Source organism: Allobaculum sp. JKK-2023, from assembly GCF_034745455.1.
Taxonomy (GTDB): Bacteria; Bacillota_I; Bacilli_A; order Erysipelotrichales; family Erysipelotrichaceae; genus Allobaculum.
The window spans coordinates 421468-444821 of record NZ_JAYERV010000003.1; the positions used below are offsets into that span (position 1 = coordinate 421468).

A 23354-nucleotide genomic window follows, 5' to 3' on the forward strand; every position below is an offset into this window, starting at 1 on the left:
ATAAGAGCGGGGGTTGAATCTTCTTAGTTGAATGTCGGGTTTTCGACAACATTGACCGATTTGAAATCTGGGGTATTGGTCACCAGAACCATAGTTTCAGTTGGGTAACCAGCTTTTGCGATCTGGTCGACATCAAAGTTGAGCAGCATCTGGCCTTTTCTGACGATGTCGCCCTGACTGACTTTGGCATCAAAGTATTTTCCATTCAGTTCGACTGTGTTGACTCCGACATGGACGAGCACTTCAATGCCATCCTGGCTGGTCAGGCCGATTGCATGTTTGGTTGGAAAGAACACGCTGACTTTGCCATCAAATGGCGCAACCACTTCTCCTTTAGAAGGACGGATTACAGCACCCTGACCAAGCATGCCAGAAGCAAAGGCTTCATCAGGAGCGGTATTTAATGGCAGGATCGATCCTGGAGTGGTTGCCAGAACAACCGCGTTTTCTGGTTTTTCCTGATTCATGGACAGGACTGGTGTTGGTTCCTGGCTGGAGCTGGTGTTTGTATTTGTTTCTGTTACGGTTTTGGATGCAGCTTTCTTTTCAAAAGCGGAAGCGAGGATCCAGGTTAAAACAGCGGAAACGACGCAGGCGATGACGATGGAAATCAGGATGTTGTAGAAGAAAGTCATCGTATTGTCGCCAATGTAAAGCAGAACAGCTGGCAGACCCGAAGATCCGGTAGCGAAACGGTGCGTGTGGGTTAATCCTGCATACAGACCACCGCAGGCACCACCAACCATGGATGCATATAATGGATATTTCTTTGGTAAGTTAACGCCATACAGTAATGGTTCGGTAATTCCCATAAAAGCAGTGATGGAACCAGCCGTTGCAAGCTGTTTTTCTTTGGCTTTCTTTTCGCGGAAGGCAACCACTGCACCAGCCGAAGCCTGAGCCATATTGGAGCAGACACATCCAGGACCGAAGATTGAATCGTATCCAAGGTTTGCCATCTGCATGACACCAAGGGGAGCAATTCCATTGTGGATGCCAAACATGACCATAACTGGAAGCAGACCGCCGACCAGTACAGCTGGCGCCCATGCAGCATTTTCAGCCAGGAAGTTAAATACAGTTGCCAGATACTGACCAACGATATTTCCAAGCGGACCAATGACAGAGAAGGATAAAGTTCCCATGATGATCAGCACGAGCATTGGAACGAAGACCAGGTTGACCGACTTTGGCATCGCTTTATTGAGCCAGCGTTCCAGATAGGACTGAACAAAGACGATCAGGATAATTGGAATGACGCTGTTTCCATAATTCACAAGCTGGAATGGAATGATCTCAAAGAAGTTTACAGCTTCCTGGGCAGCAACCATGCCTGTCCAGGTTGGGTGAAGCAGAATCAGCGCCGTAGCAGCAGCCAGGATCTGGTTGCATTTCAGTTTTTTAGCTTCTGTGTAAGCAAGCATGACCGGTAAGAAGTAGAAGACGGCGTCCGCAAACATGTTGAGCAGAATATAAGTCTGAGAATCATTGGTGATGACATGGAAGACAACCAGTAAAGCCAGAACGGCTTTGACCATACCTGCACCAGACAGGGCTGGAATAACCGGCTGGAAGACGGAGGCCACGAAATCAATGACGGTATTGAGTGCGCCTTTCTTTTCCTCTGGCGCATCGGCTGTTTCTTTCTGGTCAAGACCGGCCAGTTTTTCAACTTCTTCGAAGACATCAGCTACGTGCGTTCCGATGACAACCTGATACACACCGGCATTCCGGATGACCCCGGCAACACCATCCATATTTTTGAGGACTTCATCGTGAGCGATGCTTTCATCTTTTAATTTGAAGCGAAGACGAGTCTGGCAATGGTATGCCGTGTTGATGTTTTCTTTGCCGCCGACCTGTTCGATAATGTCAGCCGCAAGTGTTTCGTACTTTTTCGACATGAACTTTCTCCTTAGCTTTTTCCTTACGTTCTTTTTTCTTACTTGAAGATCCGACTTCCCTTTTATTTCTGGGCCCTTTGGGATGTCGGGTGTTCCTTGTTGCACCTGTAAAATACCAATTTCCAAGCGATCGAAAAACCGTTTTCAGACAACACGAAACTTAGTTTCACCTTTTTTCTCAAATTCAGTTTCATCGATGAAATAACGTGAAACAGAGCGTAAAGACGATATAAAGGTTTTGAAATATGGTTCATCTGTATCGAAAAAAAGTAACTTCCACTGCTTTTCTCTTCCTCCAGCCACAAAAAAAGCCGCCTGTTTTTCCTTTTACAGACGACTTGGTTTCATTTTGGATCACTCATTTCACTCATCAGATCCGAGCAATCATAGATTCAATCAGCCCATCAGGCCGGTTTCTTCGACTTTTTCTTCGATGTAGTCTTTCATTTTGATAATTGGCTTGCGCAGGACCAGGCCAATCAATAAGGAAACCAGGATCCACCAGATCATTCTGGATAAGGCCATCCAGTAATAGTTTCCATACATGCCGCCCACGCATTCCCGCATGGCGTTGATCGCAAAGTTGAACGGGAAAAATGGATAGAGTTTCTGGTAGAACGCTGGCAGGGTTTCAATCGGGAAGGTACCGCCCGATCCGGCCACCTGAATGACCATCAAAACAACTGCTAATGCCTTGCCGACATCACCAAAGGAGATCGTTAAGGTATACATCAACAAGGAGAATGTCACCGCAGTTGCCACCCCCGCAAAGATAAACAGTCCCGGATTTTCGCACTGGATATGGAGCAGATACAAATCTCCCAGGCAGATGACTAAAGCCTGCAAGACACTGACCGTCATGAAAATCAGATAACGGCCAAGATACGCCTGGGTTGGACTCAGGCCGCCAAATTCTTCTTCATCTTTCACTTTCGTTTTTAAAATGGCGACATTGACCAGGGCACCGACCCATAAAGCAAGCGTGGTATAGAAAGGCGCCATGCCGGAGCCATAATTTTCAATTTTATAAACGGAATGCTGATTAAGCGAAACCGGCTGTTTCATAAACGCACTGATCAACGCTGGATCGCGGTCTAACAGGTCAGCCAGTTTTTTCAGGCTTTCATCTGCTGTCGAGTTCTGGATCTCGGAAATGATTGTATCCAGCTTGTCAATGGCCTGTCCTAAAAGGTTCTGGGACTGATCCAGGGCAATTGTGCTTTGGGCAAGCGTTCCACGAGTGGCAGAAATGGCACTGTCAATTCCCTGCTGGAAATTGGCAACCCCATCTACCAGGCCGCTGGCCTGAACCAGTTTGTCATTGATCGTATCATTCAAACCCATCAGACCATCACGGACCTGGTTCTGGAACAGGTCGAGGACATCATTCTGGGTGTTGGCAAGATTCGAAAGCGCCTCCTGGACGGAATCAATAGTCCGGGCTGGCAGGCTTTCGCCATCCTGAACCGATTCAATAGAACCATTCAGGTCATTGATCGTATCAATCAGACGGTTATTGTTATCCGTTACGCGGTCGATCATCTCCTGCAGCCCAAAGACCTGAACCGGCAGGGCATCCTGAATTTTCTGCAAAGACTGAAGCAGTGAAGAATCGAGGGATTCCATTTTCTGCAGCGGATCGACAACCGCCTGCAAACTCGCAATCACGCCATCGCGATTGCCTTCCAGATCGGTTTCAACGTTCGAAACGGCTGTCTGCGCCTGACCGATCTGATTAGAAATCGAGCCCATCACGCTGGTCAGCGAATTGAGCAGCGCCTGCAAGGTATAATCTGTATCATTGACATCACTTGCCGCATCGTTGAGATCACTTTGAATGGCATCGGTATCCAGATGCAAAGAATCAACGGCTGCCAGAGAGCTGTCGAGCGCTTTGGTCGACGCGGTAATGGAAACTAACAGGGTCTGGTAGCTTTCCAGAGAACTTTTGGCCTCATTGAGCGTGGAGACGACTTTGCCAGTTGTCTGGGAGCTGTTGTCCTGGATTTCCTTGCTGGCATCGCGGATGACCGTGCTCAAAACCGAACTTGCGGTTTCAATGAACGCTTCATTGACCTGCAGCTGAACGGTGTTGACCCCGGAATTGGTGATCTTTGGAGCAATGGCATTTTTCTTTTCGTTGACGTAGTAATCAATCACTGGCTGTTTGATGTCCAGATTGGTAATCGACAACATATCTTCGGAGAAATCTTCCGGAATGATGACGGCCGCATAGTATTGGGAATCATCGACCCCATGCAGGGCCTGCTCTTTATCGACAAACTGCCAGCCAATCTGATGGTTATTGGCCAGCTGGTCGACGATCATTCCCCCAACATTCAGCTTGGCTCCGGCAATCTCGGCCCCTTTATCGGTATTGGCTACTGCGATCTTGATGCCGTTGGTATTGGAATAAGGATCCCAGTTGGAGTTGATATTGAACCAGGCATAGAGGGCAGGAATGATGATTATTCCGATCGTGATAATCGCCGCAAACAGATTACGGCTGATTTTCTTCAGGTCCCGCTTGTAGACCTCCCAGATTTTTTTCATACTAAACCCCTTTTTGAACTTCTTGGCAGACATACAGAACCAAAGATCTAATCCCTTGCCTGATCGTTCAGGCAAAGCAGTCTGGTCACCCAGACGTTCAGAAGTCTTTTGGCGCCTTGATCTGGAAATTGCACAAAACGAATGATTTTCATTTCCAGACAGATTCTGTATGTATGTTCTTTTTAATATTTAATCAAGGGGAAAGATTGTCGACCACTGAAGTGACTGTTTCAGTTTTTTGATGGTTTCCAATCAGAATTGAATCCAGAAAGAGAAAGAGCGATAGACAGAAAACGAAAGGTAGAAAACGAGAGGTAGAAAACGAGAGGTAGAAAACGAGAGACAGCCGGACAGTCAGATGTCCGTTGATTTTGCGTGTTTTCGGCCCTGTTTCTTTGCTTGATCCGTCCATCGTATTTCCTGCCTCCTGGTTCAGGGCGAATCTCCTTCATACCTGCCCTCATTTTTGCCGTCCTCTTTGCTGTTCTATACGCTTTCAGCCCAGAGAAAAACCCTGATCGGGTTCAGAACCGGATCAGGGTCAATTGGCTTCTTGTGAGAGTTTCAGAGCGAGTTTGGCTTAGTCAACCTGGGATTTAACGTAGTCGAGTACTTCTTCTGCTGTATCCATGGACAGGCACTTTTTAGCGAGTTCCTGCATCTCAGCATAGCTCAGGCCGTTAACAACTTTGCGTGCTTTCAGGATCTGAGTTGCGGACATGGAGAATTCATCCAGACCGAGTCCGAGCAGGATTGGTACAGCGTAAGGTTCGCCGGCCATGGCACCGCACATGCCAACCCATTTACCATTCTTGTGAGCACCCTGGATCGTCATGTTTACCAGACGCAGGATGGCTGGGTTATATGGCTGATAGAGGTAGCTGACTTTCTGAGACATACGGTCAGCAGCCATGGAGTACTGGATCAAATCGTTTGTACCGATGGAGAAGAAGTCTGCATATTTGGAGAATTCGTCAGCCAGTACAGCAGCGGCTGGGATTTCAACCATCATACCAACCTGGATGTCATCGGAAACAGCAACGCCTTCGGCAAGCAGTTCAGCTTTGCATTCTTCAAACAGAGATTTTGCAGCCTTGAATTCGTTGATGGTGGCGATCATTGGGAACATGATGCACAGTTTTCCATAAACAGAAGCACGGCACAGTGCTCTTAACTGAGTTTTGAAGATATCCGTACGGTTGAGGCACAGACGGATTGCACGATAGCCCAGGAATGGGTTCATTTCTTCTGGGAATTCGAAGTAGGACAGTTTCTTGTCGCCGCCAATATCGAGAGTGCGGACAACAACTTTTTTGCCTTTCAGAGTTTCAAGAACAGCTTTGTAAACTTCGAACTGTTCTTCTTCTGTTGGGAAGTGGTCATTATCCATGTAGAGGAATTCAGTACGGAACAGACCAACACCTTCACCACCGTTGGCAACAACCTGTTCAGCGTCTTTTACGCTTCCGATGTTACCAGCAAGTTCAACTTCATGATCATCTGTTGTGATGGACTTAGCGTTGATCAAAGTTTTAAGGGCAGCCTTTTCTTCTTTGTAGGCTTTTTCCTTTTCAGCCAGTCTGGCGATGGTTGCTTCATCAGGGTTGATGAAGACTTCACCATCCAGAGCGTCCATACCAATGACATCACCAGTATTGACTTCGGCTAAGACACCACCGGTACCAACAACAGCTGGAATTTCCAGGGAGTTTGCCATGATTGCAGAGTGGCTGGTTTTTCCACCGATTTCAGTCACGAAACCTTTTACGAATTCATTAAGCTGAGCGGTATCGGATGGGGTTAAGTCATGAGCGACGATGATCGTTGGTTCATCGATAGCACTCAGATCTGGAATGGTAAGACCGAGCAGGTTACATTTTAAACGGTAGGTAACGTCTTTGACGTCAGCAGCTCTTTCTTTGAAGTATGGGTTGTCCATTGCTTCAAACATGCTGACCATCATGTTGGAAACCTGATCTGCAGCGTATTCAGCATTCACGCCATCGTTTTCAATCATAGCTTTCATCTGGCCAACAAGTTCAGGGTCATTGGCCATCATTAAGTGAGCGTCGAATACTTCGAGTTCTTCTGGTGCAAGACGTTTAGCGGCACGTTCTTTGACACCTTCGATATCTGTGATGGTTTTTGCCAGAGCGCTTTCGAGTTTTGCAACTTCGTCAGCAGCATTGACGTCAGTCTTTTTTTCGATGACAACAACAGGCGACACAAGCTTGTAAGCTTTAGCAGTCGCAACGCCTGCTGATGCAGCAATTCCTTTTAACATTCCTAATCTCCTCCTGTATTTGAATGCGTTTTACATCACGAAAATTGTATCAGATTTTCACAGAACCGAGGAATTCTTTTTCTCATTCCGACCACCGGATTGATTTCTTTGTGATTCGTTTTATGGTTACAGGACAGTTTATCCGGCTCACTCATTCAAATACTCAAAACTGCTAATTCCAATCTGTTCTTTTCTTCATAATTATCGCCCTCTTCTGTTCGGTTTCCTTTACTCATTCTGGTCGTCAGAATATTCAGAATCTGCAAGTACTCTCACGCCTTGATCCAATCCAGAATCCGAAGATACAAACCGAAAAGATGCAAATCATCAAAATCCAAAATCTGCCCAGTCATGTAACAGCTAACAAAATCAAGGATATAGAGAAGCAATATAGAGATAGGAATAAAATGATAATCAGATGATTTCATGTTAATCATCAAATGACGGAATATCTACAGAAAAGAAATACGAAGGCCAACAGGAAAGCGTCATGCACGCAGCACGTAAAGACAGCCAAATGAAGATCACAAAGACAGCCAGTTCGAGAATTGGCCAGAAATCAGGAAATGAAATGAAGAGGACCTAATGTCAAGTACAAGAAAGAGAGCAGAAGGCAAAACGAGGACTAAGAATAAAACGTGAACAGAGAACAAACCAGATCAAAGAACAAAAAAAGAGAGACCCCAGCATCCCTCTTTTGAATGATTCAATTTTGATTGGGTATCTGATTCTTACCCTGGCCAAAGCGGCTGACGGCAGGAGCAGATACAGCTTAAGCTGTTGCTTCTTTGGTTTTTGGAACCCCAGCCATGGTTGGTTTGATGGCTTTGGCAAGCGCCATGCTGACAAGACCAGCCGCAGCCATTTCGCCAAGACCATTGGTGACAATCACCAAAGACAGGTACATCAGCAGCGTATCCGGAGACTGTCCAATTGCCTGAGCGTATTGTGGACCCCATAACAGATAGATCAGACCCAGAACCATCAGGGTATGACAGAAAGTGGCCAGCACTCCTGCAAACAGAGCTGCCAATGGACGATTGAATTTTTTATTGAAAAGCTGGAAGAAAAGCCCAGCAAAATATCCAAGTAAGATTCTAGGAACCAGAGCGATGACAAGCGAAGTCCAGTTGCCGGAGATTCCGCCAATCGTAACAAATGGCGAGAAGACAAAGGAAGCCGCCGATGGAGTCATGGTTGCGTTCCATACGGAAGTCAGGCCGAAGACCAGACCTAATGCGGCGCCATAAGATGGACCCATTAAGATGCCAGCGGCGATGACGGGAATGTGCATCAGTGTGATGGACAGGAATGGGGTGCGGATGTATCCAAGCGGAGTCATCAGCAAAACCAGTTCAATAGCCAGGAACATTGCGAACAACGCCATGTTCTTTGTTTTTTGATTGCGTTTCATTATAATCCTCTACTTTCGTTTCTCTGTGAATACGATGTAAACATTGATACCATAAGGCGTTTTGACACCTGAAAGCTGGCCTTCCTGGGGATCGGCTGCCTGTGTCTCAAGCAGAATAAATCAGGCTGGAATCAAAATGCAATCAAATCTATACCGTCTACCAAATTTTCCAATAATTCATCCACACAAATCCCGCAAGAATGCCTTTTCATTTTCTATGATTTTTTTATAGAGCGTGCCTTCTTGGTTATTTTTGGCAGGAAAGGTAAACTGGACCGTAGAAACGCAATCTACTCTTCCATCAACTAAACCAGTACGAGAAAGGACAATTATGATTCGCAAAGAAGAATGCACCTCTGTTGAAAATTTGATGGGCGGCAAAGGCACTGTCAAGCTCTATCACATCCAGACCAAAGAAGAACTGGGAAAAGCCGGCCGGCTCTATGCCCGGGTTGTTCTCGAGCCAGGTTGCTCCATTGGGTGGCACCGTCATACCGGAGAAACCGAACCTTACTACATTCTAAAAGGTGAAGGAACCTTCATCGATAATGATGGCAGCCGCAGCACCGTAACTCCAGGCGATATCTGCACGATTGAAGATGGTCAATGCCATTCCATGGAAAACAACAGCTCTGAACCACTGGAATTTATCGGTCTGGTTTACAACCTGTAAAGCTGCAGCCAGACTGTCATCTTTTCTGATTACTCTACTCTGATCACTTCAGATTTCCAGACAGATTTCCTTTGATCGTGACTTTTGGCAAGTCATGATCATTTTTTTGTCTATGGCAAGAAAAAACGCCTGATTGTTCAACCAGACGTCTTTCAACTTTCGTTTTTGATTCGATACAAACCATCACTGGATTCGCTTTTTTCAGGAACAATTCTTTCCATATAGTGCTTTATAGTGCTTTAACCAGACAGATGCTGCTGAGAAATTTAACTGAATAAATAGGAAACAAACTTTTTATATGTTTCCATCTTGCGACAGGTAATTGTTACATTCAGCTCTGATTTTGGATGGGCGTTAAACCAGCCTGCGGCAACAATGACTGGAAATGGAAGGTCATCTTCAAGGTCTGCTTCTTCATTGCCGATTGCAGGGATAGCTATGGATTTGACGCCCATTTCATCCGCTGCACTCAAAATCTTGGTGATAAACATTGTCAGTGTGCTTTCATTTTCTTCCATGGGCAAAGCCGCATGGAAGATTTTTGAAGCCTTCAGATTTGGAGCATCGGTAACCACCATTGTTCCCGGTTCTGGAGTTGCGCTGGCAAAGCAGTGCTCTTTCAGTTGTTCTCCACAGGCTTCCAATAAAGCCTGGGACCCGGGTTCATTGAAATCAAAGGGTACGTACGCTGCATTGACGACCACTTCTACATCCTGAGTGCAGGCTTCTCCATGATCGATATACAACATGGATTCCCGCTCTGGCTCTTCTTCCTCTTCTTCCTCCTCGTCGGATTTAAGAACCATTGTGAGCAGATCTTTATTGAGCAGAACAGACAATGACCATGGGTTCATGATCAGTCCGGAAGACGCTTCATCATTTTTAGCCAGGGTTAACAGATCACCGGCCGGAACCATTCGATAATCGGTCGGCTGTCCAAGCTCCATCTCCTCCTGGCTTGTAAATACCGTATAGGCGATTCCGCCTCGATTCATGGCAACTTTCCGGTAATCCGTAACGGGTCCGGATGTCATTTTTCCTAAATTCAGTTTTGGGATAGTCAGTAAATCCTCACTGGATTTGGGTTCCAGCGGTACATAAAAGCACTGCCCGGAACTGACAAATTCACGTAAAGCTTCAATCAGCTTCACGATGTTTTCCTGGGTATTGGCACGCTCCAGTTCATGGATTGTATCTTCAATTTTTTTACTTAAAGCACGATCATTTGTCGGCTTTTCATCAGGTCGGGTAGTATTCATACCGTTATTTTAATGATCTTTGTCAAGGAAATTCGAGACCTTGCCCACCATAAAAATTAATCATTTTAAATGATTCGAATCGGATTTAATTGTTATCTTTTACGTTCCAAAATGTTTGTTTCATCCCTGAATAAAGCCGGTTCAGATACAAAATACAAAATTTTGAAATGATTTGAGAAAGCCTTCGATTGTTTCGCAGACCATTCGATCAGACAAAGCCAGCCGGAACCTTCAAGCTGTTAAATCCCGTTTTTTCGTTTTCCATCTGTTATTCAAGCCACTCTCACGTTTGTACTGATGGAATGCTAAAATACTTCTGTTGGCCTGAGCACCAAAAAGCGATCTGACCGTCTTTGTCTGAATCCTGTTCAACAAGATAAATCCATGCCTGCATGCATAGATGGATGAATGGATCAGATCAACTTTTCCGCTTTTAAAAGTCGATTCATTCTGCTTTTAAGACTTTGGATCAAAAGAGAAACGATGCCCCAGCCGACAATCTGTTCGTTGTCTGATCCGCTCTTTATGCCGGTTCTGTCATGTCAGGCTCGCTCTTTTTGCCGACTCTTGTCCGGCTGGATTTATCCTGTTGACGTTTGTTTGCCTGTTGGCGGATCTTCATGCATCAGATTTAAAAAACTGAAATTTAGAAAAGGAAAAATATGAAAAAAGTTCTCTATTATCTAGGGCTCTTACGCAAATATTGTGTTTAGCTATCATCATTATTATCGACGATAGCAATTGCCGCTAAGCCCAATAACCCAAGATGCGATAGGCCAACTCATCTCGAATTAGGTATTGATTATTTAATCAACAATATGAATGATGCAAGCTTATTCATTCGCTAGGATTACTCGTGTTAAAAACTACATTTGCGTAAGATCCTTATCTAGCCCAAGTCAGCCTCCTGCTCTGCTCGCTCATGCTTGGCTTTGTAACCACCGAACAGATGGCGCTGCTTTGTTATTCCTCCTTATTGGCCGGCATCCTGTTGATGGTCGCTTATGCGGTTGGGACCAAAACCAACTGGGCCGGACTCTTCCTGTATGCGACGGTTGCCTGCTGCCACTGGTTTTATCTGAGTGTTGCCAATGACACCGCCCCGATTGCGATGGGATGTCTGGGCGCGTGTCTGCTGCTCTCGCTGGTCTTCCTCTATCTGACCATCCGCAAACCCTTTGATCTGCGGCATCTGCTTTCGTTTACGTTGTTTGCGAAAGTCGCTTTGATTCCAGAACTGCTTTTGAACTATCTGATGGCCAAAAGCAGCGGCGTGGAAATGTTCAGCTATTTCAACTGGGTATTGCTGGCACTGACTTCCCTGTTTGCGATCAGCTGCCTGGTGGCCATGTACCGTCGGCAGATCATTTTGCAGTCCTGGGCGATTGTATTGGGTGTGTTCCAGTTTTTCTTCTTTACCGACATCATCTCAAGTGCTGCCATGCTGATTATGGTTGCCCGGTATCAAGAACCAGAACCAGAAGTTCATGAACCGCTTTACAAAAAATCCGCTTTTGCGCCCAATAAAGCACTCAAGCCCAAAAAACAGACTCCCAGGCAGACTCAAAAGAAAGCTCGCAAATAAGACGCAAGACTATGCCGAACTCTGCATCAGACCCCTTATGAAATGGTTATTCGCTCCTGTCCATAGGACAGGAGCGTTTTTTTAAACGTCGTCATAAAAAAACATTGGTTTTTCTACTGAGGGAAGATATATTGAAATCGATTCTACACAGAAATTCTTCATCGGTCTGACTCCCTTTGCTTCGTGAAAGGAATTTGGCTGGCTTGCAGGATTGATCACAGACTGATGGAAATTCGTCCATTTTTGCAAATTCATTAAACCAAACGAATCCTCTGGCCCATCTGGCCGTATATGAATATAGGTATTCGATTCCAGCAAAAACTTTTAGACCCTTTATAAAGCAGAACCATTTGAAAGGAGATGTTCTATGCCACGTAAAAAATCTACTCAAACCGTTTCAAAACGGAAATCCGATCCAAAAGAGGTCATTGACAAATTCTCCGAAATTCTGGGCTTCAACCCTGATTTTCCCTTCGAAGAAGAAGAATTTGCGGCAGTCATCTACGATCCTGAAAATCCTCACCTGGAAATTTCTCATGCCAGTGAGCTGTTCGATCGGATTCTCCATGATCCATCCTTACACAATGACAAAGAACTTTACAAGATGCTCAGCGAAGAACTCAGTCCAGAAGCAGACGTTGACTACCAGATTCGAGATGTAGGATCCGTCCTTTACCATTACTTTGATGGTTGTTTTGAATGGATTCTGGAACACCAGGACCTGTTTACCGGACGCACTTTCTTTTATGGCCTGAATGCTGAATTTCTGGCCGCTTTTACCGCCTGGCGCTTTCCCGACATTGAGGTGTGCTGGCTGTCGACGACCGATGAGACCCCTGATGATCCAAAACGAAATCTCAACCCAGATACCAGATCCTTCCCCTGTCTGATCAATGACTCCCTATCCAGACAGCTCAATCTGGAAAACCTGCATCGGATCGATCTTGCCAATCCAAGTGCCTGTGGATCGTTTCAGACCATCGTCCTTTGCGCGGTCATGAATAAATTCTGTCTGGATAAGGAATGCAACCCTTTGAAAGAGCCATTTCCACCACTCAACTATCGTCAAAAGGCCCGCGCCTGGTTCAAACAGCTCGACCAGGAAGTTCTCGATCTGCCAGATCTTCTTGAAAAGGGTGGAAACGTTGTCGAGATCATTCATACCGAGGATGATCTGGCTTCGTTTACCTGGAAGATCAAAATGTTAGAGCTTGGGATGGAAATCGTCCCGGAAACCCATTCGTTCTATGATGACTCTGGCATTGTGCCGACCGAGATTTCCCTCATGGCCTACACGGATGAACCCATCGACCGCGAAAAAGAAATCCAAAAGCTGTTTGAATATATCAGAACCCTTCCCTTTGGTTTTAAGGATCGGGAAACGATTAGAGCCCAATGGGGGCGTAACGTGCTGGAATCCTTCCCCTTCAAGCAGGAAAGTGGCTTTCTGATTCAGGCTGAAAATAACGAAAAAGTCCATGGATGGATCTGCACGGGAACCCTCTATCTTCCAAAGCCAACTTTCATCTATTTCACTGATATTGACCTGAATATCGATCCCTTTCTGGACTTCAACGCCGACGAGCAGCCTTTGCGCAGCCCCTTACTGGAAATGTTTCCCGTCAAGCGCCAGCAAGATGTCCAGGCCTTCTTTGAAAAGAAGATGACCGCCTTGCGTTCCAGCAAAAAATACCGGATCACTCCCCATCAGTTTGGAAGTAACCCGGTTGATTCAAATCCATACGAAAAGAATTAACTCTTAAGGACCGAATTCTTCTTTTCGATCCCTTTGTTTTTGACCATTCTTCCCTGTCTTGTGAATAAGACAGGGATTTTTTTATGGGCTGGATCAGCTGCAGAACGTTTCTGCGAGTGGAACCTTCAGGAGCCAGTTTTGGAAAAAGATGAAGAATTGGATGACTTTATCTCTGCAGATAGATCATCATGCTCTGAATGTTCATCCAAAACCAGCTGGCCTTCTTCTTCAATGATACGATTCTGTACCTTGCGGCGGGTTTCAATCAGTTTTGAATAATAGAGCTTGTAGTCCAGATTCTTCTGATAGTTCGTGGAAAAGTAGCAGGCATACAGAATTTCAAGCAGCAGATGAATGGAGTTTTGCGAAGCAAAGGGACCGATTTTGGAATATTGCTTTTCCCGGGTCGAGACCTTCAGGACCACATTAGCCGCTTTAGAAAGACTGTTATCCCCGACACTGGTCAGCGCCAGAATGGGAACCTGCCGCTGTTTAAAAAAGGGCAGCGTTTCCAGAAGGGCTGGTGATTCTCCTGAATAAGAAACCACAATGGCCAGATCTTTCTCATCCAGTCTGGCTGCTTCTAAAAGCAGATCTCCATTGAGCTGACAGATTGACGCCTCCCTGCCAATCCGATGAAGCCGGAAGATAAACAGCTCACAGAGATAGGTCAGATCACTCAGCGCAAACATCTTGATATGGACGGCATTTTTCATCAGCCGCACCGCCCGGTTAAGCGTTCCATACTCCAGCAAGTCAAAGGTATCCTTAGCGCTCTCCTGAAACAGCGAAGTCAAAGATCCGGCGATTTCCATATAATTTTCGCCGGGCTTAAATGGAAAATTGGCATCCTGATTCTGGAAGGAACTTGCCAGATACGCCTCTTCCTGCAGATAGGCTTCTTTCAGTTCACTCCATCCAGAATATCCCAGTTTTTTAGCAATGCGCACCAGCAGACTTGGTGAAGTAAATGTTTCCTTGGCAATAGCTGAAGCTGAATAGTCAGCGAGTTCCATTTTCTTTTCCAGAATAAAATCCACAATCACCTTCTCTGTTGTGGAAAATGGATATTCCTTCAGCCGATCCTGCAGCAGCATACAAGCCACCTCCCTCTCCATTTATTTACAGAGATTTCAAATTCTTGTAAACAGGTAAGTGTAAAAAGACGAATAGATTTGTAAACAAAAAAGTGCTGTCACCATTGGATAAAAATAGTTGATGAACAACTGAAACTCTGGCTTCGATCCTCTGGAAATCAGCCAGTGGTCAGTCAAAACATGGCTGACCAACAGTCAATCTCCTGAAAACCGACAGTTAAAATCTGCCGCCCAGTTCCCTCCAGTTAAAGAGCAGTCAACAAAAGGTAAACAGGAAGCAATTCCCGCCTCGATCCATCTGTTTTTTCCAGCTCTTTGCAAAGTTGCACCTGAATCCAAAAGAAATCTGAACCCAGATTCCCTCCTTGATCCAGGCAGGCCTGTTTCCTATCCAGACAGGCCTTTTTCAGATTATCCATTAAAGATAAAACGTCCACTTTTGTAAATTCTATTTACAAATCCGTCTATCCCAAAGTGAAAGTTTGTGAACAGTTTTGATAGCCGCTTTTCAAGTATTTCTTCTTTTGAGGCTGGCTTTTAAGATAAAGCCAGATAAACAAAAACACGATTATTAAAGGAGAAATTAAATATGAATGGAATTGACATGATTTTAGCAGCTGCTTTTGCGGCTGGAATCGTTCAGGCATTAACCGGATTTGGAGCCGGCATCGTCATGATGATCGTACTGCCTGTATTCTACGCGATCCCGCAGGCAGCAGGAATTTCACAGGCCATCTGCCTGGCGATCTGCGCAATGATGACATTCCAGTACCGCAAATCTATCCAGTGGAAAAAAGCCCTCAAACCGATTATTCCCTATCTGATGGTTTCAAGCCTAAATTCCCCACTATATACAGAGATGTAGTGGTCCGAAAGTCCTGATATTACTTTTTATAAAGAAATATCAGGACTTTTCTCTTGACTTATTAAGTATGTATAATCTATAATATTTACAAGTTATACATATGTTTTGGAGGCCTGCTATGTCATCTCAAGTGAAGGTTAAAGGTAAAAATGGTCGGATTTATGTTTATGAGGTTGAGTCATTTTGGAACAAAGAGAAGAAAAAACCTGATTCTCATCGTAAATGCATCGGCCATATCGATGAACGGACGGGAGAAATCGTTCCGAATCGGCCTAGAGCTAAAAATGGAAACGGACTTCGTCAATCTAAACCAGAGTCACAGATTACTGTAACTGGCAGCGGCAGTTTTTCGATTGTGGATAAGGCCGCTCGTGAAACGGGGTTAATGGACTGCCTTAAAAAAGTCTTCCCAAATCACTGGCCTTACATTATGACCTGCTGTGAATTTCTAGCCTCTACCGGTGATCCGCTCTACTTAATTGACCGCTGGTCTGCTCATAATGAAACCTACCTTCCTAATGGTTTAATCAGCCAAAGAGTCAGTGAGCTTCTGCAATGTCTTACCTTGTCAAAGCAGCAAGAATTTTTCAGAACATGGATAGCTCATAATGAGTCTAAAGAATACTTTGCCCTGGACATCACAAGTGTTTCATCCTATTCCGAATTCATTTCCATGGTGAAGTATGGCTATAACCGCGATCATGAACCTCTTCCCCAGATTAATCTTCTGATGATTACAGGGCAGAAAAGCAAGCTTCCTATCTATTTCATGCCCCTTGATGGCAAGATCAAGGATGTAAAGGTGAAGTTAGAATAATTAGTGGACAAACCGAATAGAGTTTATTCCTAACCGGTTCTATGTCATAGAGTTACAATTCGAAACGAACAGGAGAGTATTTCTATGGCAAACAAACGGAAACAAATTACTGAAGAGCAGCGAAGAGACGCTCTTCAATATGTTAAAGACCATCCCGATCTGACGATGAAAGAATGCGCAGACAACCTTGGAATTGGGCTGAGCACTTTGAGTCGATTCAAGACACAGGCCAAACGCTCAGAGGATGGTGAACCGGAATTTATTGGATCTGGTCATTATACCAATCCAGTTGAAAAGGAAAATGCCCGTCTCCAAAGGGAACTCAAAGATGCTCTTGAGGCGCTAAAGATCTTAAAAAAAGCTATAAGCATTCTGGGAAATTAAACTCCACGCTCTATAGCCTGGTACACGAAGAAAGCGAAAAAGGAGAAGACTTCTCCGTGGCCAGAGTGCTTAAACTACTCGGCCTCTCCAGATCTGGTTATTATGCCTGCCTCAATCGAAAACCCAGTAATCAGGCGATACGTAAAGAAGATGTGAAAAAACAAATACAAAAAATATATGATCAGAGTCACCAAAATTACGGTGCCCCGAAGATTGGAGTTCTTCTACGCAGGCAAGGCTACACGATTACAGATCGAACCGTCGGTACCTATATGAAAGAGATGGGTATCCGGGCACAATGGATAAAAAAGCCACAGCGGCCTTCAATTATCCCAGGAACGGATCAAAAGCTCAGAAACATTCTGAAGCAAAAGTTCAATCCTGATCAACCAAATGCGGTCTGGTGTACTGATATTACCTATATTCACACCCGACAGGAAGGGTTTGTCTATTTAACCTGTATCATGGACCTCTTTTCAAGAAAGATTATTGCCTGGAAATTATCCAGAACCATGGAGGCTGAAGATGTTCTGGAAGCGCTGGAAACGGCTAAAATCAGGCGAAAATCCGATCGGCCAATTGTATTGCATACAGACCAGGGTATCCATTTTACCTGCAGCCACTATCAGAATCTGACTTCCGATATGATTCGCAGCTACTCCAAAAAAGGGTACCCTTACGATAATGCCTGCATTGAATCCTTCCATTCTCTAATCAAAAGAGAGTGGCTTAACCGATTTGAGCTGGAAAATTACTGGCAGGTCTATCGCTTATGCGATCAGTATATCGAGAGTTTCTATAACCCGGTACGAATTCATAGCCACTGCAATTACCTGTCTCCAAACACCTTTGAGCAGATGAAGGCAAGTTCTAATGCACAACCATTTACAAATGAAAAACAGAAAACTGCATCCGCAGAAAAAACGGATAGTGGAGGATGATAGCCGCGTTGCCAGGATCCAGTTCTCGAAAGGCGCAGCCGCTCGAGAACGTGAGCTGTCATACGGCATCATAGATAGCTTGAAAGACTTTCACCGTCGCTTCGCTCGATGGAAGACCTGAGTGCACAGGCGGTCGTAGGCTGACAAGGGTTTAAGCGACAGCGGCCCTTTTCAGCCGTAGACCGAATGTGCGACGATGGTCATCGAGCAAGCGACGAGTGAAAGTCCCACACACCTCACCGGAGCGAGCTGCGGTCCAGCGTGCCACGCTGGTGCAGTCCAGCCGCAGAGGCTGGTCGCCGATAGGCGAAACGGAAAACGAACAAATAAGGCTAAAGGAAAGCCGCAGAAAAAAAGTAGTTAGGGCTTCTACTGATAAGAAACCTCTATTTTAGTTGTACTAAATCTTGACATAGGACCAAGGCACTGAAGTCCGTTTTGGAGAACCAGACGATGATTACCCCAAAAATGCTTTCTTTGATCATGGATAAAGGATTTTTCTCGTTATACAACCTGGAGGCTCTCTATAAGGACCATTTTCACTTTGCGTTAGGTGTACCTTTTACCAGTAAGATCGCCAAAGAAGCTGTAGAAAAATACAGAGATACGATTGAAAGCCACTACAATGTGGTGAGTGTTGCAGGTGATGAGGTTTATGGAGTAACAGAGCTGCAGAAATGGGAAGGCCATCGTCTCTATCTCCATATTTATTTTGACAGCGATAAAGCTGCTGGAGAAAAGAAAGCATTCAATCATAAATTGCATACTACTTACCAGGCGCTCTGCAACGATGAAAAGGTAAATGATGAGAAATTCGTTGAAACGTATTTCACCATAAAAGAGACAAAAGTCAGAGGACGCAAGGTTCTCTATAACGATGCGGCCATCGAAAGCCATCTAAAAAACAGAGTGGGCTGGTTTGTCATGGCCAGTAATTTCATCAAGGATAAAACAGAAGCATTGACCATCTACAGAGAGAAAGACTGCGTTGAAAAGTCATTTGATGACCTGAAAAATCAGATGGATATGAAACGATTGAGAGTCCACAGTGAAGAGACAATGAACGGGCGGATATTCATACAGTTTCTGACATTGATCCTGGTTGTTTGGATTCGTCAGAAGCTTTCAGAAGTGAAATGGTCCAATAAGTATTCCTATCAGGAAATCATGAATGAGATTGGAGAACTTAAGAAAATCAGCGTGGAAGGAAAAAGAAAAAATCTGACTCTGCAGACAACCAGTCTACAGAATCAGATTATGGAACTATTCGGCCTTTAATGGACATGTGTATAAAGGCGGGAATTTAGGTTCAAGCTTATGCATTCAATTCTCAACTCACGTCAACCAGGAGATTCTGGTCCGAATTTTCGGTGGTTTTCTGGTTCTGCTTTCCGTCTACTACCTGTTCTTCAACAAGAACACTGGCCCAAAAGAAATGTCCAAGCCAATGTCTGCTCTCTACATTGTCGCTTCCGGTCTGTGTGATGGTCTGTTTGGAATTGGCGGCCCACTGATGGTGATCTACTTCCTGAACCTGACTCAAGACAAAAAAGAATACCTTGGAACGATGCAGGCGTTTTCCATCCTCAACGTCCTCTGGAACACCCTGTTCCGACTTTGCAGCGGCATTCTTACACCTGCCCACTTGCCAATGATCGCTGCGGGCATGGCAGCAATCCTGATTGCGTCCATTCTGGCCAAAACAGCCGTTGAAAAAATCGATGACGCTAAACTGCGCAAAATGACTTACCTGTTGATTGGTATCTCCGGTCTTCTGAACGTTCTCTAAAGACAAAAGAATCCAATGCGATGAGCAAACCCTACTCACCCAGAAACTGACAGCTTTTTCCTGCCCCTTTCAGATCCAAGACTCACATCTTCCCGATCAAAGATGTTGAGTCTTTTCATTTTCTCGCTTTTCGCTTATTTTTTGCTTTTTTTCACTTCGCTCCTGCTTCATCCTGACTTCTAAAGTTCAATCCTCAGGATTGCCAGTCAAGCCATTTCCCACCCGACTTCGCATCCAAAATCTTTCTGTACTGTCGCAAAAAGGTGAAAGGTAAAAAAAAAGGCGAAAGACAGAAAAAGAGAACCTGTCTGATTCTTTTTTGGACGGGTTCTCTTTTTTGCGTCGTTAGATTGTGAATTGCCTGGATGAACTTAATGAGTATCGCCAGTATGAAGCTCAATATCCGTGTCATGTTCGATAACGGCTTCCACCGCTTTTTCAAGACCTCTGGAAATTGTCTTCAGATCCATGGACGGCGTGCCATTGGCTTTGTTGACGGCCTGCTCAGTCATGAACGGAACATGGATAAAGCCGCCTTTAATTTCCGGGAAGAAATGCTCAATCTGGTAAAGTAGTTCATACATCAGAAAATTGCAGACATACGTTCCGGCGGTATAGGAAACAAATGCAGGAATGCCGGCATCCCGGATGGACTGAACCATTGCTTTGACAGGCAGAGACGTGAAATAAGCAGTTGGACCATCTTCGCGCACAGGAGTGTCGAAAGGCTGATAGCCGGCATTGTCAGGAATCCGGCCATCCATCAGGTTAATTCCAACCTGTTCCGGCGTAATTGCGCTGCGTCCGCCAGCCTGGCCTACACAGATCACGACATCCGGATGATTGGCTTCAATTCCTTCCTGCAGGACTTTTCCGGCTCTTTTGAATTCAGTCGGAATCTCCAGCTTAACAATTTCAGCGGATTTGATGGTATCAGGCAGCAGTTTTACTGCTTCAAAAGCTGGATTGACGGATTCATTTCCAAATGGATTAAAGCCAGTAATAAGAATTTTCATGAAAAGACCTCCTGTTATTTCAGCGCGATCATCATAATGATCTGAACAACAATCATAATTCCGGCAATCAGAACCTGATTTTGGATAACACCAAACTGCTTTTTCATATTCAGCAGGGCAACTGGAACGGTATTGAAGTTGGCTGCCATCGGCGTGCAAAGCGTACCACAATATCCGCAAGTCAAAGCAAGCATCCCGATCACAGTCGGATTGGCACCATAAGCCAGGACAAATGGATAGCCGATGCCCACCGTCATGACGGTAATTGCCGCAAAAGCATTTCCCATGATCATCGTAAAGAGCATCATTCCGATCGCATACACAATGATTCCAACCGTCACGTTTCCTTCTGGAATAATGTTTCCGACAACCTGGGCAATGACTTCTCCAACCCCAGCCTGGGTGAAGACTGCCCCAAGGCAGGCCAGCAGCATTGGCAGCATGGAAAGAGGACCAACAACAGAAAGCATGCGTTCAGAATCTTTCATAAACACTTTAAAGGTATTGCCCTTATTCTGGAACATCAAAATGATCATGGCCAGAACAACACCAATCGCAACACCATTCAAAGCAGAAAGACCAATTCCAAGTCCGGTCATTGCGCAAAGAATCGCAAAGATTCCAATACATAATGTCGGAGCAAAAATTTTCATTCCAATTTTCTGATAATTTGCCTGGGTTTCCTGAACTGTTGGAACATCCGCATGTCCCTTCGCCACTTTCTTAAAGACAGCTGGCAGACACATGAGGACAACCAGAATTCCAGAAACAAGCGAAGGAAGCCACTGGCCAAGGGCCAGAACGATTCCTAACAGAAACCAGAAAATAAACGTTCCGACCTGAGAAGGATTTTCTTTGTCTTTCAGGTTTTTAAAGGCTGTATACATGCACATAAAGCCCATAAAAATGTAAATGATTTCCATTACTTTTGCGCTGAAGGCAATTTCAGGATTTGTAAAAAAACTCATTTCAATCCTTCCTCCCCCAGTTCATCCTGGTAATACTTCTTATACAGACGACGGTCTTTGACATAGTAGTAAATGATTGCCAGCACCGTCGCGATCACACAGACAGGAATTTCAATCAGCGCCAGATCAATCAGCTCAACATGAATGCCAAGCCCCTCCAGCGTGCCCTGCACAAGCAACGCGCCAGAGCCGCCGACAAACAGAACCTGACCAAAGAACCAGGTAATGTTTTCCATACCAGAAGCCATTCCCTTCAGCTCTTCCATATGATCTTCATTCGGTTTATGTCCTTTGGCAGTGATTGCTCCCTCAGCCATTGGCATGATGACTGGACGAACAAAGCCGGCAACGCCGCCAAAACCAACATTGAAGGCCGCAAAAATCGCACGCATGACCCCATAAATGCCGATAACCATGCCACTGGTCGCTCCTTTAAACTTACCGATCAGCCCAGCAGCCGCTTCCCGCAGGCCATTGCGCTCAAGCGTCCCGGTAACAAGCATGACAATGATAAAAATTGCCATATTTCGATTTGCGACAAACGTAGATCCGATTGTTTCAAGCAATGCGACTGGCGACATTCCGCTTACCAGGGCTGTAGCCGCTGCAGCAAGCAGAATGACCAGAATCGAATTCCATTTCAACGCGAATCCCACGATGACGATTACGATTCCAATTAAACAGAACCAATTCATAAATACACCTCTTTTCAATGTTTCAACTATATCGGTCCCTGCCCTCGTTTTCCATTCTTTTTTACTGGGTAATCAGAATCGCTGATAAATGAAAGGATTTCATCCTGGTCAGGTTCAGAAAGCAAGGAGAAGCAGTGGTCCTAATCTATGCCTCCCATAACCGTTTTTAAGATCCGTCCCCAAAATCGGACAGGTTTTAAAGAAGCAAGATTCTCACCAGATTCTCATCAAAAATGGATCAGGCAGGACAGCGCAGCATAGGTCAGCCAGAGCGAGCCAGATCTCCAACGAAAAGCGGATTGTAGCAGAATTTGTCAATTACATCTCGACACACATCAATCATGCGATAGTCATTGCCGATATATGCAAAGAACTTGGTGTCAGCCGTTTCTATGGTTCTCGGCTCTTTTCCACCTACCAGGGGATTTCGCTGCGTGATTTCATCTGGCAATCCAAAGAAAGCGAGGCCAAACGGATGCTTGAAACCACGGATCTGTCCATTCAGATCATTGCCTCTTCCCTTGGTTATGAAGACCCGCTCTACTTTTCTCGTCTGTTCCGCCAGACAACAGGCCTCTCCTGTACCCAGTGGCGCCAGGGACAGCGGCTCCACTCCCATGAAGTATCAAATCAGAAATTTTCCGGATGACTTCTTATATACAGCCTTTGTACTGCCTTATATGAAGTTGCTATGTTTCTTGCTTACCACAGGATCCTACTGACTTCACTTTCAGCCAATCCGATTTGTGAATTGACTGAAAGTGAACGAAACCGTACCCCTCAAATACCATTACCATATGTTGATCAACCACCGGAAAAAGGTGAACGGAAGCATAATTATCTGGAACTGGTAGAGAAACTCGATCATGTAGATGCCTTCGATGGCGATCTAATCAGAGCCATGGCAGATAAGGTGATGGCGTACAAAACAAAAGCTTTGTGTTCTACTTTGTCGGCAAGAAATGGATCCGTCGCGATCCGGGGAAGAATCGAAAAACGCACAAAAGCTGGTCTCAGTGTAGAGGCCAGCTTTTACGAATCAAAAAAGAAAAACGCAGACTCATAGTGTTTACGGTCTGCGAAAAGAATGATTTCTTTTTGGTCTACATAGATATTTTAGACAGATTTTTGGACAGCATCAATCACTCTACAAACAAATCTATACCTCGTCGACAACATTCGGTCGCTTTCAAAGCACTGTGTATGCCGACGAAATCTGTTTGAGAAAATGACTCTTGATGTTCGCCACTTCTTTATATAAAATGAATCTACTAATTGAGGTACAAACCATGTAAGTTCATCTTATAATTTGCACTTGAAAGGGCGGCCAATCCCCGCTCTTTTATTTTAATCG

At 45.0% G+C, this 23354-nt stretch carries 20 protein-coding genes; 11 read left to right on the forward strand and 9 right to left on the reverse strand.

The genetic code is table 11. The features are described from left to right. Positions 1-23: 23 nt before the first annotated feature. The 4 genes from U4956_RS01730 to U4956_RS01745 all read right to left on the reverse strand — a co-directional run bounded on the left by U4956_RS01730 (position 24) and on the right by U4956_RS01745 (position 8155). Positions 24-1904, reverse strand: coding sequence for a beta-glucoside-specific PTS transporter subunit IIABC (locus tag U4956_RS01730; RefSeq protein ID WP_323088547.1), 1881 nt, complete (start codon positions 1902-1904; stop codon positions 24-26). 396 nt (positions 1905-2300) lie between these two features. Further along, positions 2301-4457 (reverse strand): YhgE/Pip domain-containing protein, encoded by a 2157-nt coding sequence (locus U4956_RS01735; protein WP_323088548.1) that lies wholly within the window; start codon positions 4455-4457, stop codon positions 2301-2303. A gap of 580 nt (positions 4458-5037) precedes the next feature. Continuing rightward, positions 5038-6741, reverse strand: coding sequence for a phosphoenolpyruvate--protein phosphotransferase (gene ptsP, locus U4956_RS01740; protein WP_323088549.1), 1704 nt, complete (start codon positions 6739-6741; stop codon positions 5038-5040). A 772-nt stretch (positions 6742-7513) separates the two neighbouring features. Beyond that, positions 7514-8155, reverse strand: coding sequence for an ECF transporter S component (locus U4956_RS01745; RefSeq protein ID WP_323088550.1), 642 nt, complete (start codon positions 8153-8155; stop codon positions 7514-7516). Positions 8156-8486: 331 nt separating this feature from the next. Between U4956_RS01745 and U4956_RS01750 the strand changes: the two genes are divergently transcribed. Further along, a complete protein-coding gene (locus U4956_RS01750; protein ID WP_323088551.1) occupies positions 8487-8828 on the forward strand; it encodes a cupin domain-containing protein in 342 nt (113 codons plus the stop codon). Between the two features lie 266 nt (positions 8829-9094). On the opposite strand, the gene U4956_RS01755 is transcribed toward U4956_RS01750, so the two are convergent. Next, the gene (locus U4956_RS01755; protein WP_323088552.1) at positions 9095-10087 is read right to left on the reverse strand and encodes a macro domain-containing protein; all 993 of its coding nucleotides are present in this window, start codon (positions 10085-10087) and stop codon (positions 9095-9097) included. Positions 10088-11009: 922 nt separating this feature from the next. Between U4956_RS01755 and U4956_RS01760 the strand changes: the two genes are divergently transcribed. Further along, positions 11010-11672, forward strand: coding sequence for a hypothetical protein (locus tag U4956_RS01760; protein WP_323088554.1), 663 nt, complete (start codon positions 11010-11012; stop codon positions 11670-11672). 367 nt (positions 11673-12039) lie between these two features. Beyond that, positions 12040-13428, forward strand: coding sequence for a hypothetical protein (locus tag U4956_RS01765; RefSeq protein ID WP_323088555.1), 1389 nt, complete (start codon positions 12040-12042; stop codon positions 13426-13428). A 125-nt stretch (positions 13429-13553) separates the two neighbouring features. Here U4956_RS01765 and U4956_RS01770 read toward each other — a convergent pair whose 3' ends face one another. Beyond that, positions 13554-14525, reverse strand: a complete 972-nt coding sequence (locus tag U4956_RS01770) for a MurR/RpiR family transcriptional regulator (protein WP_323088556.1) — start codon at positions 14523-14525, stop codon at positions 13554-13556. Positions 14526-15114: 589 nt separating this feature from the next. Here U4956_RS01770 and U4956_RS01775 point away from each other — a divergent pair. The 6 genes from U4956_RS01775 (at position 15115) to U4956_RS01800 (ending at position 19321) form a co-directional block, all read left to right on the forward strand. Beyond that, positions 15115-15390: a sulfite exporter TauE/SafE family protein gene (locus U4956_RS01775; RefSeq protein ID WP_323088557.1), complete on the forward strand. Its 276-nt coding sequence runs from the start codon at positions 15115-15117 to the stop codon at positions 15388-15390. 118 nt (positions 15391-15508) lie between these two features. Further along, a complete protein-coding gene (locus U4956_RS01780) occupies positions 15509-16207 on the forward strand; it encodes a hypothetical protein (RefSeq protein WP_323088330.1) in 699 nt (232 codons plus the stop codon). A gap of 84 nt (positions 16208-16291) precedes the next feature. Then, the gene (locus tag U4956_RS01785) at positions 16292-16591 is read left to right on the forward strand and encodes a transposase (protein WP_323088329.1); all 300 of its coding nucleotides are present in this window, start codon (positions 16292-16294) and stop codon (positions 16589-16591) included. Between the two features lie 17 nt (positions 16592-16608). Continuing rightward, a complete protein-coding gene (locus U4956_RS01790; RefSeq protein ID WP_323091419.1) occupies positions 16609-17532 on the forward strand; it encodes an IS3 family transposase in 924 nt (307 codons plus the stop codon). Between the two features lie 453 nt (positions 17533-17985). Next, the gene (locus U4956_RS01795) at positions 17986-18810 is read left to right on the forward strand and encodes a transposase (RefSeq protein WP_323088327.1); all 825 of its coding nucleotides are present in this window, start codon (positions 17986-17988) and stop codon (positions 18808-18810) included. A 7-nt stretch (positions 18811-18817) separates the two neighbouring features. Next, positions 18818-19321, forward strand: a complete 504-nt coding sequence (locus U4956_RS01800; RefSeq protein WP_323088558.1) for a sulfite exporter TauE/SafE family protein — start codon at positions 18818-18820, stop codon at positions 19319-19321. Between the two features lie 371 nt (positions 19322-19692). Here U4956_RS01800 and pcp read toward each other — a convergent pair whose 3' ends face one another. Genes pcp through U4956_RS01815 form a run of 3 tightly spaced genes read right to left on the reverse strand, consistent with a single transcriptional unit; the run spans position 19693 to position 22000 of the window. Further along, a complete protein-coding gene (pcp, locus tag U4956_RS01805; RefSeq protein WP_323088560.1) occupies positions 19693-20337 on the reverse strand; it encodes a pyroglutamyl-peptidase I in 645 nt (214 codons plus the stop codon). Between the two features lie 14 nt (positions 20338-20351). Next, a complete protein-coding gene (locus U4956_RS01810) occupies positions 20352-21305 on the reverse strand; it encodes a DUF979 domain-containing protein (protein ID WP_323088561.1) in 954 nt (317 codons plus the stop codon). Beyond that, complete coding sequence (locus U4956_RS01815; protein ID WP_323088562.1) at positions 21302-22000, reverse strand: DUF969 domain-containing protein; 699 nt, start codon at positions 21998-22000, stop codon at positions 21302-21304. Before U4956_RS01815 ends, U4956_RS01810 begins: the two co-directional genes overlap by 4 nt. Positions 22001-22361: 361 nt before the next feature. Here U4956_RS01815 and U4956_RS01820 point away from each other — a divergent pair, with 361 nt between their 5' ends. Together U4956_RS01820 and U4956_RS01825 are read left to right on the forward strand one after the other, a co-directional pair. Beyond that, entirely contained in the window at positions 22362-22649 is a 288-nt protein-coding gene (locus U4956_RS01820) for a helix-turn-helix domain-containing protein (protein WP_323091428.1), read from the forward strand. A 42-nt stretch (positions 22650-22691) separates the two neighbouring features. Then, entirely contained in the window at positions 22692-23066 is a 375-nt protein-coding gene (locus U4956_RS01825; RefSeq protein WP_323088564.1) for a hypothetical protein, read from the forward strand. Positions 23067-23354: the final 288 nt, after the last annotated feature.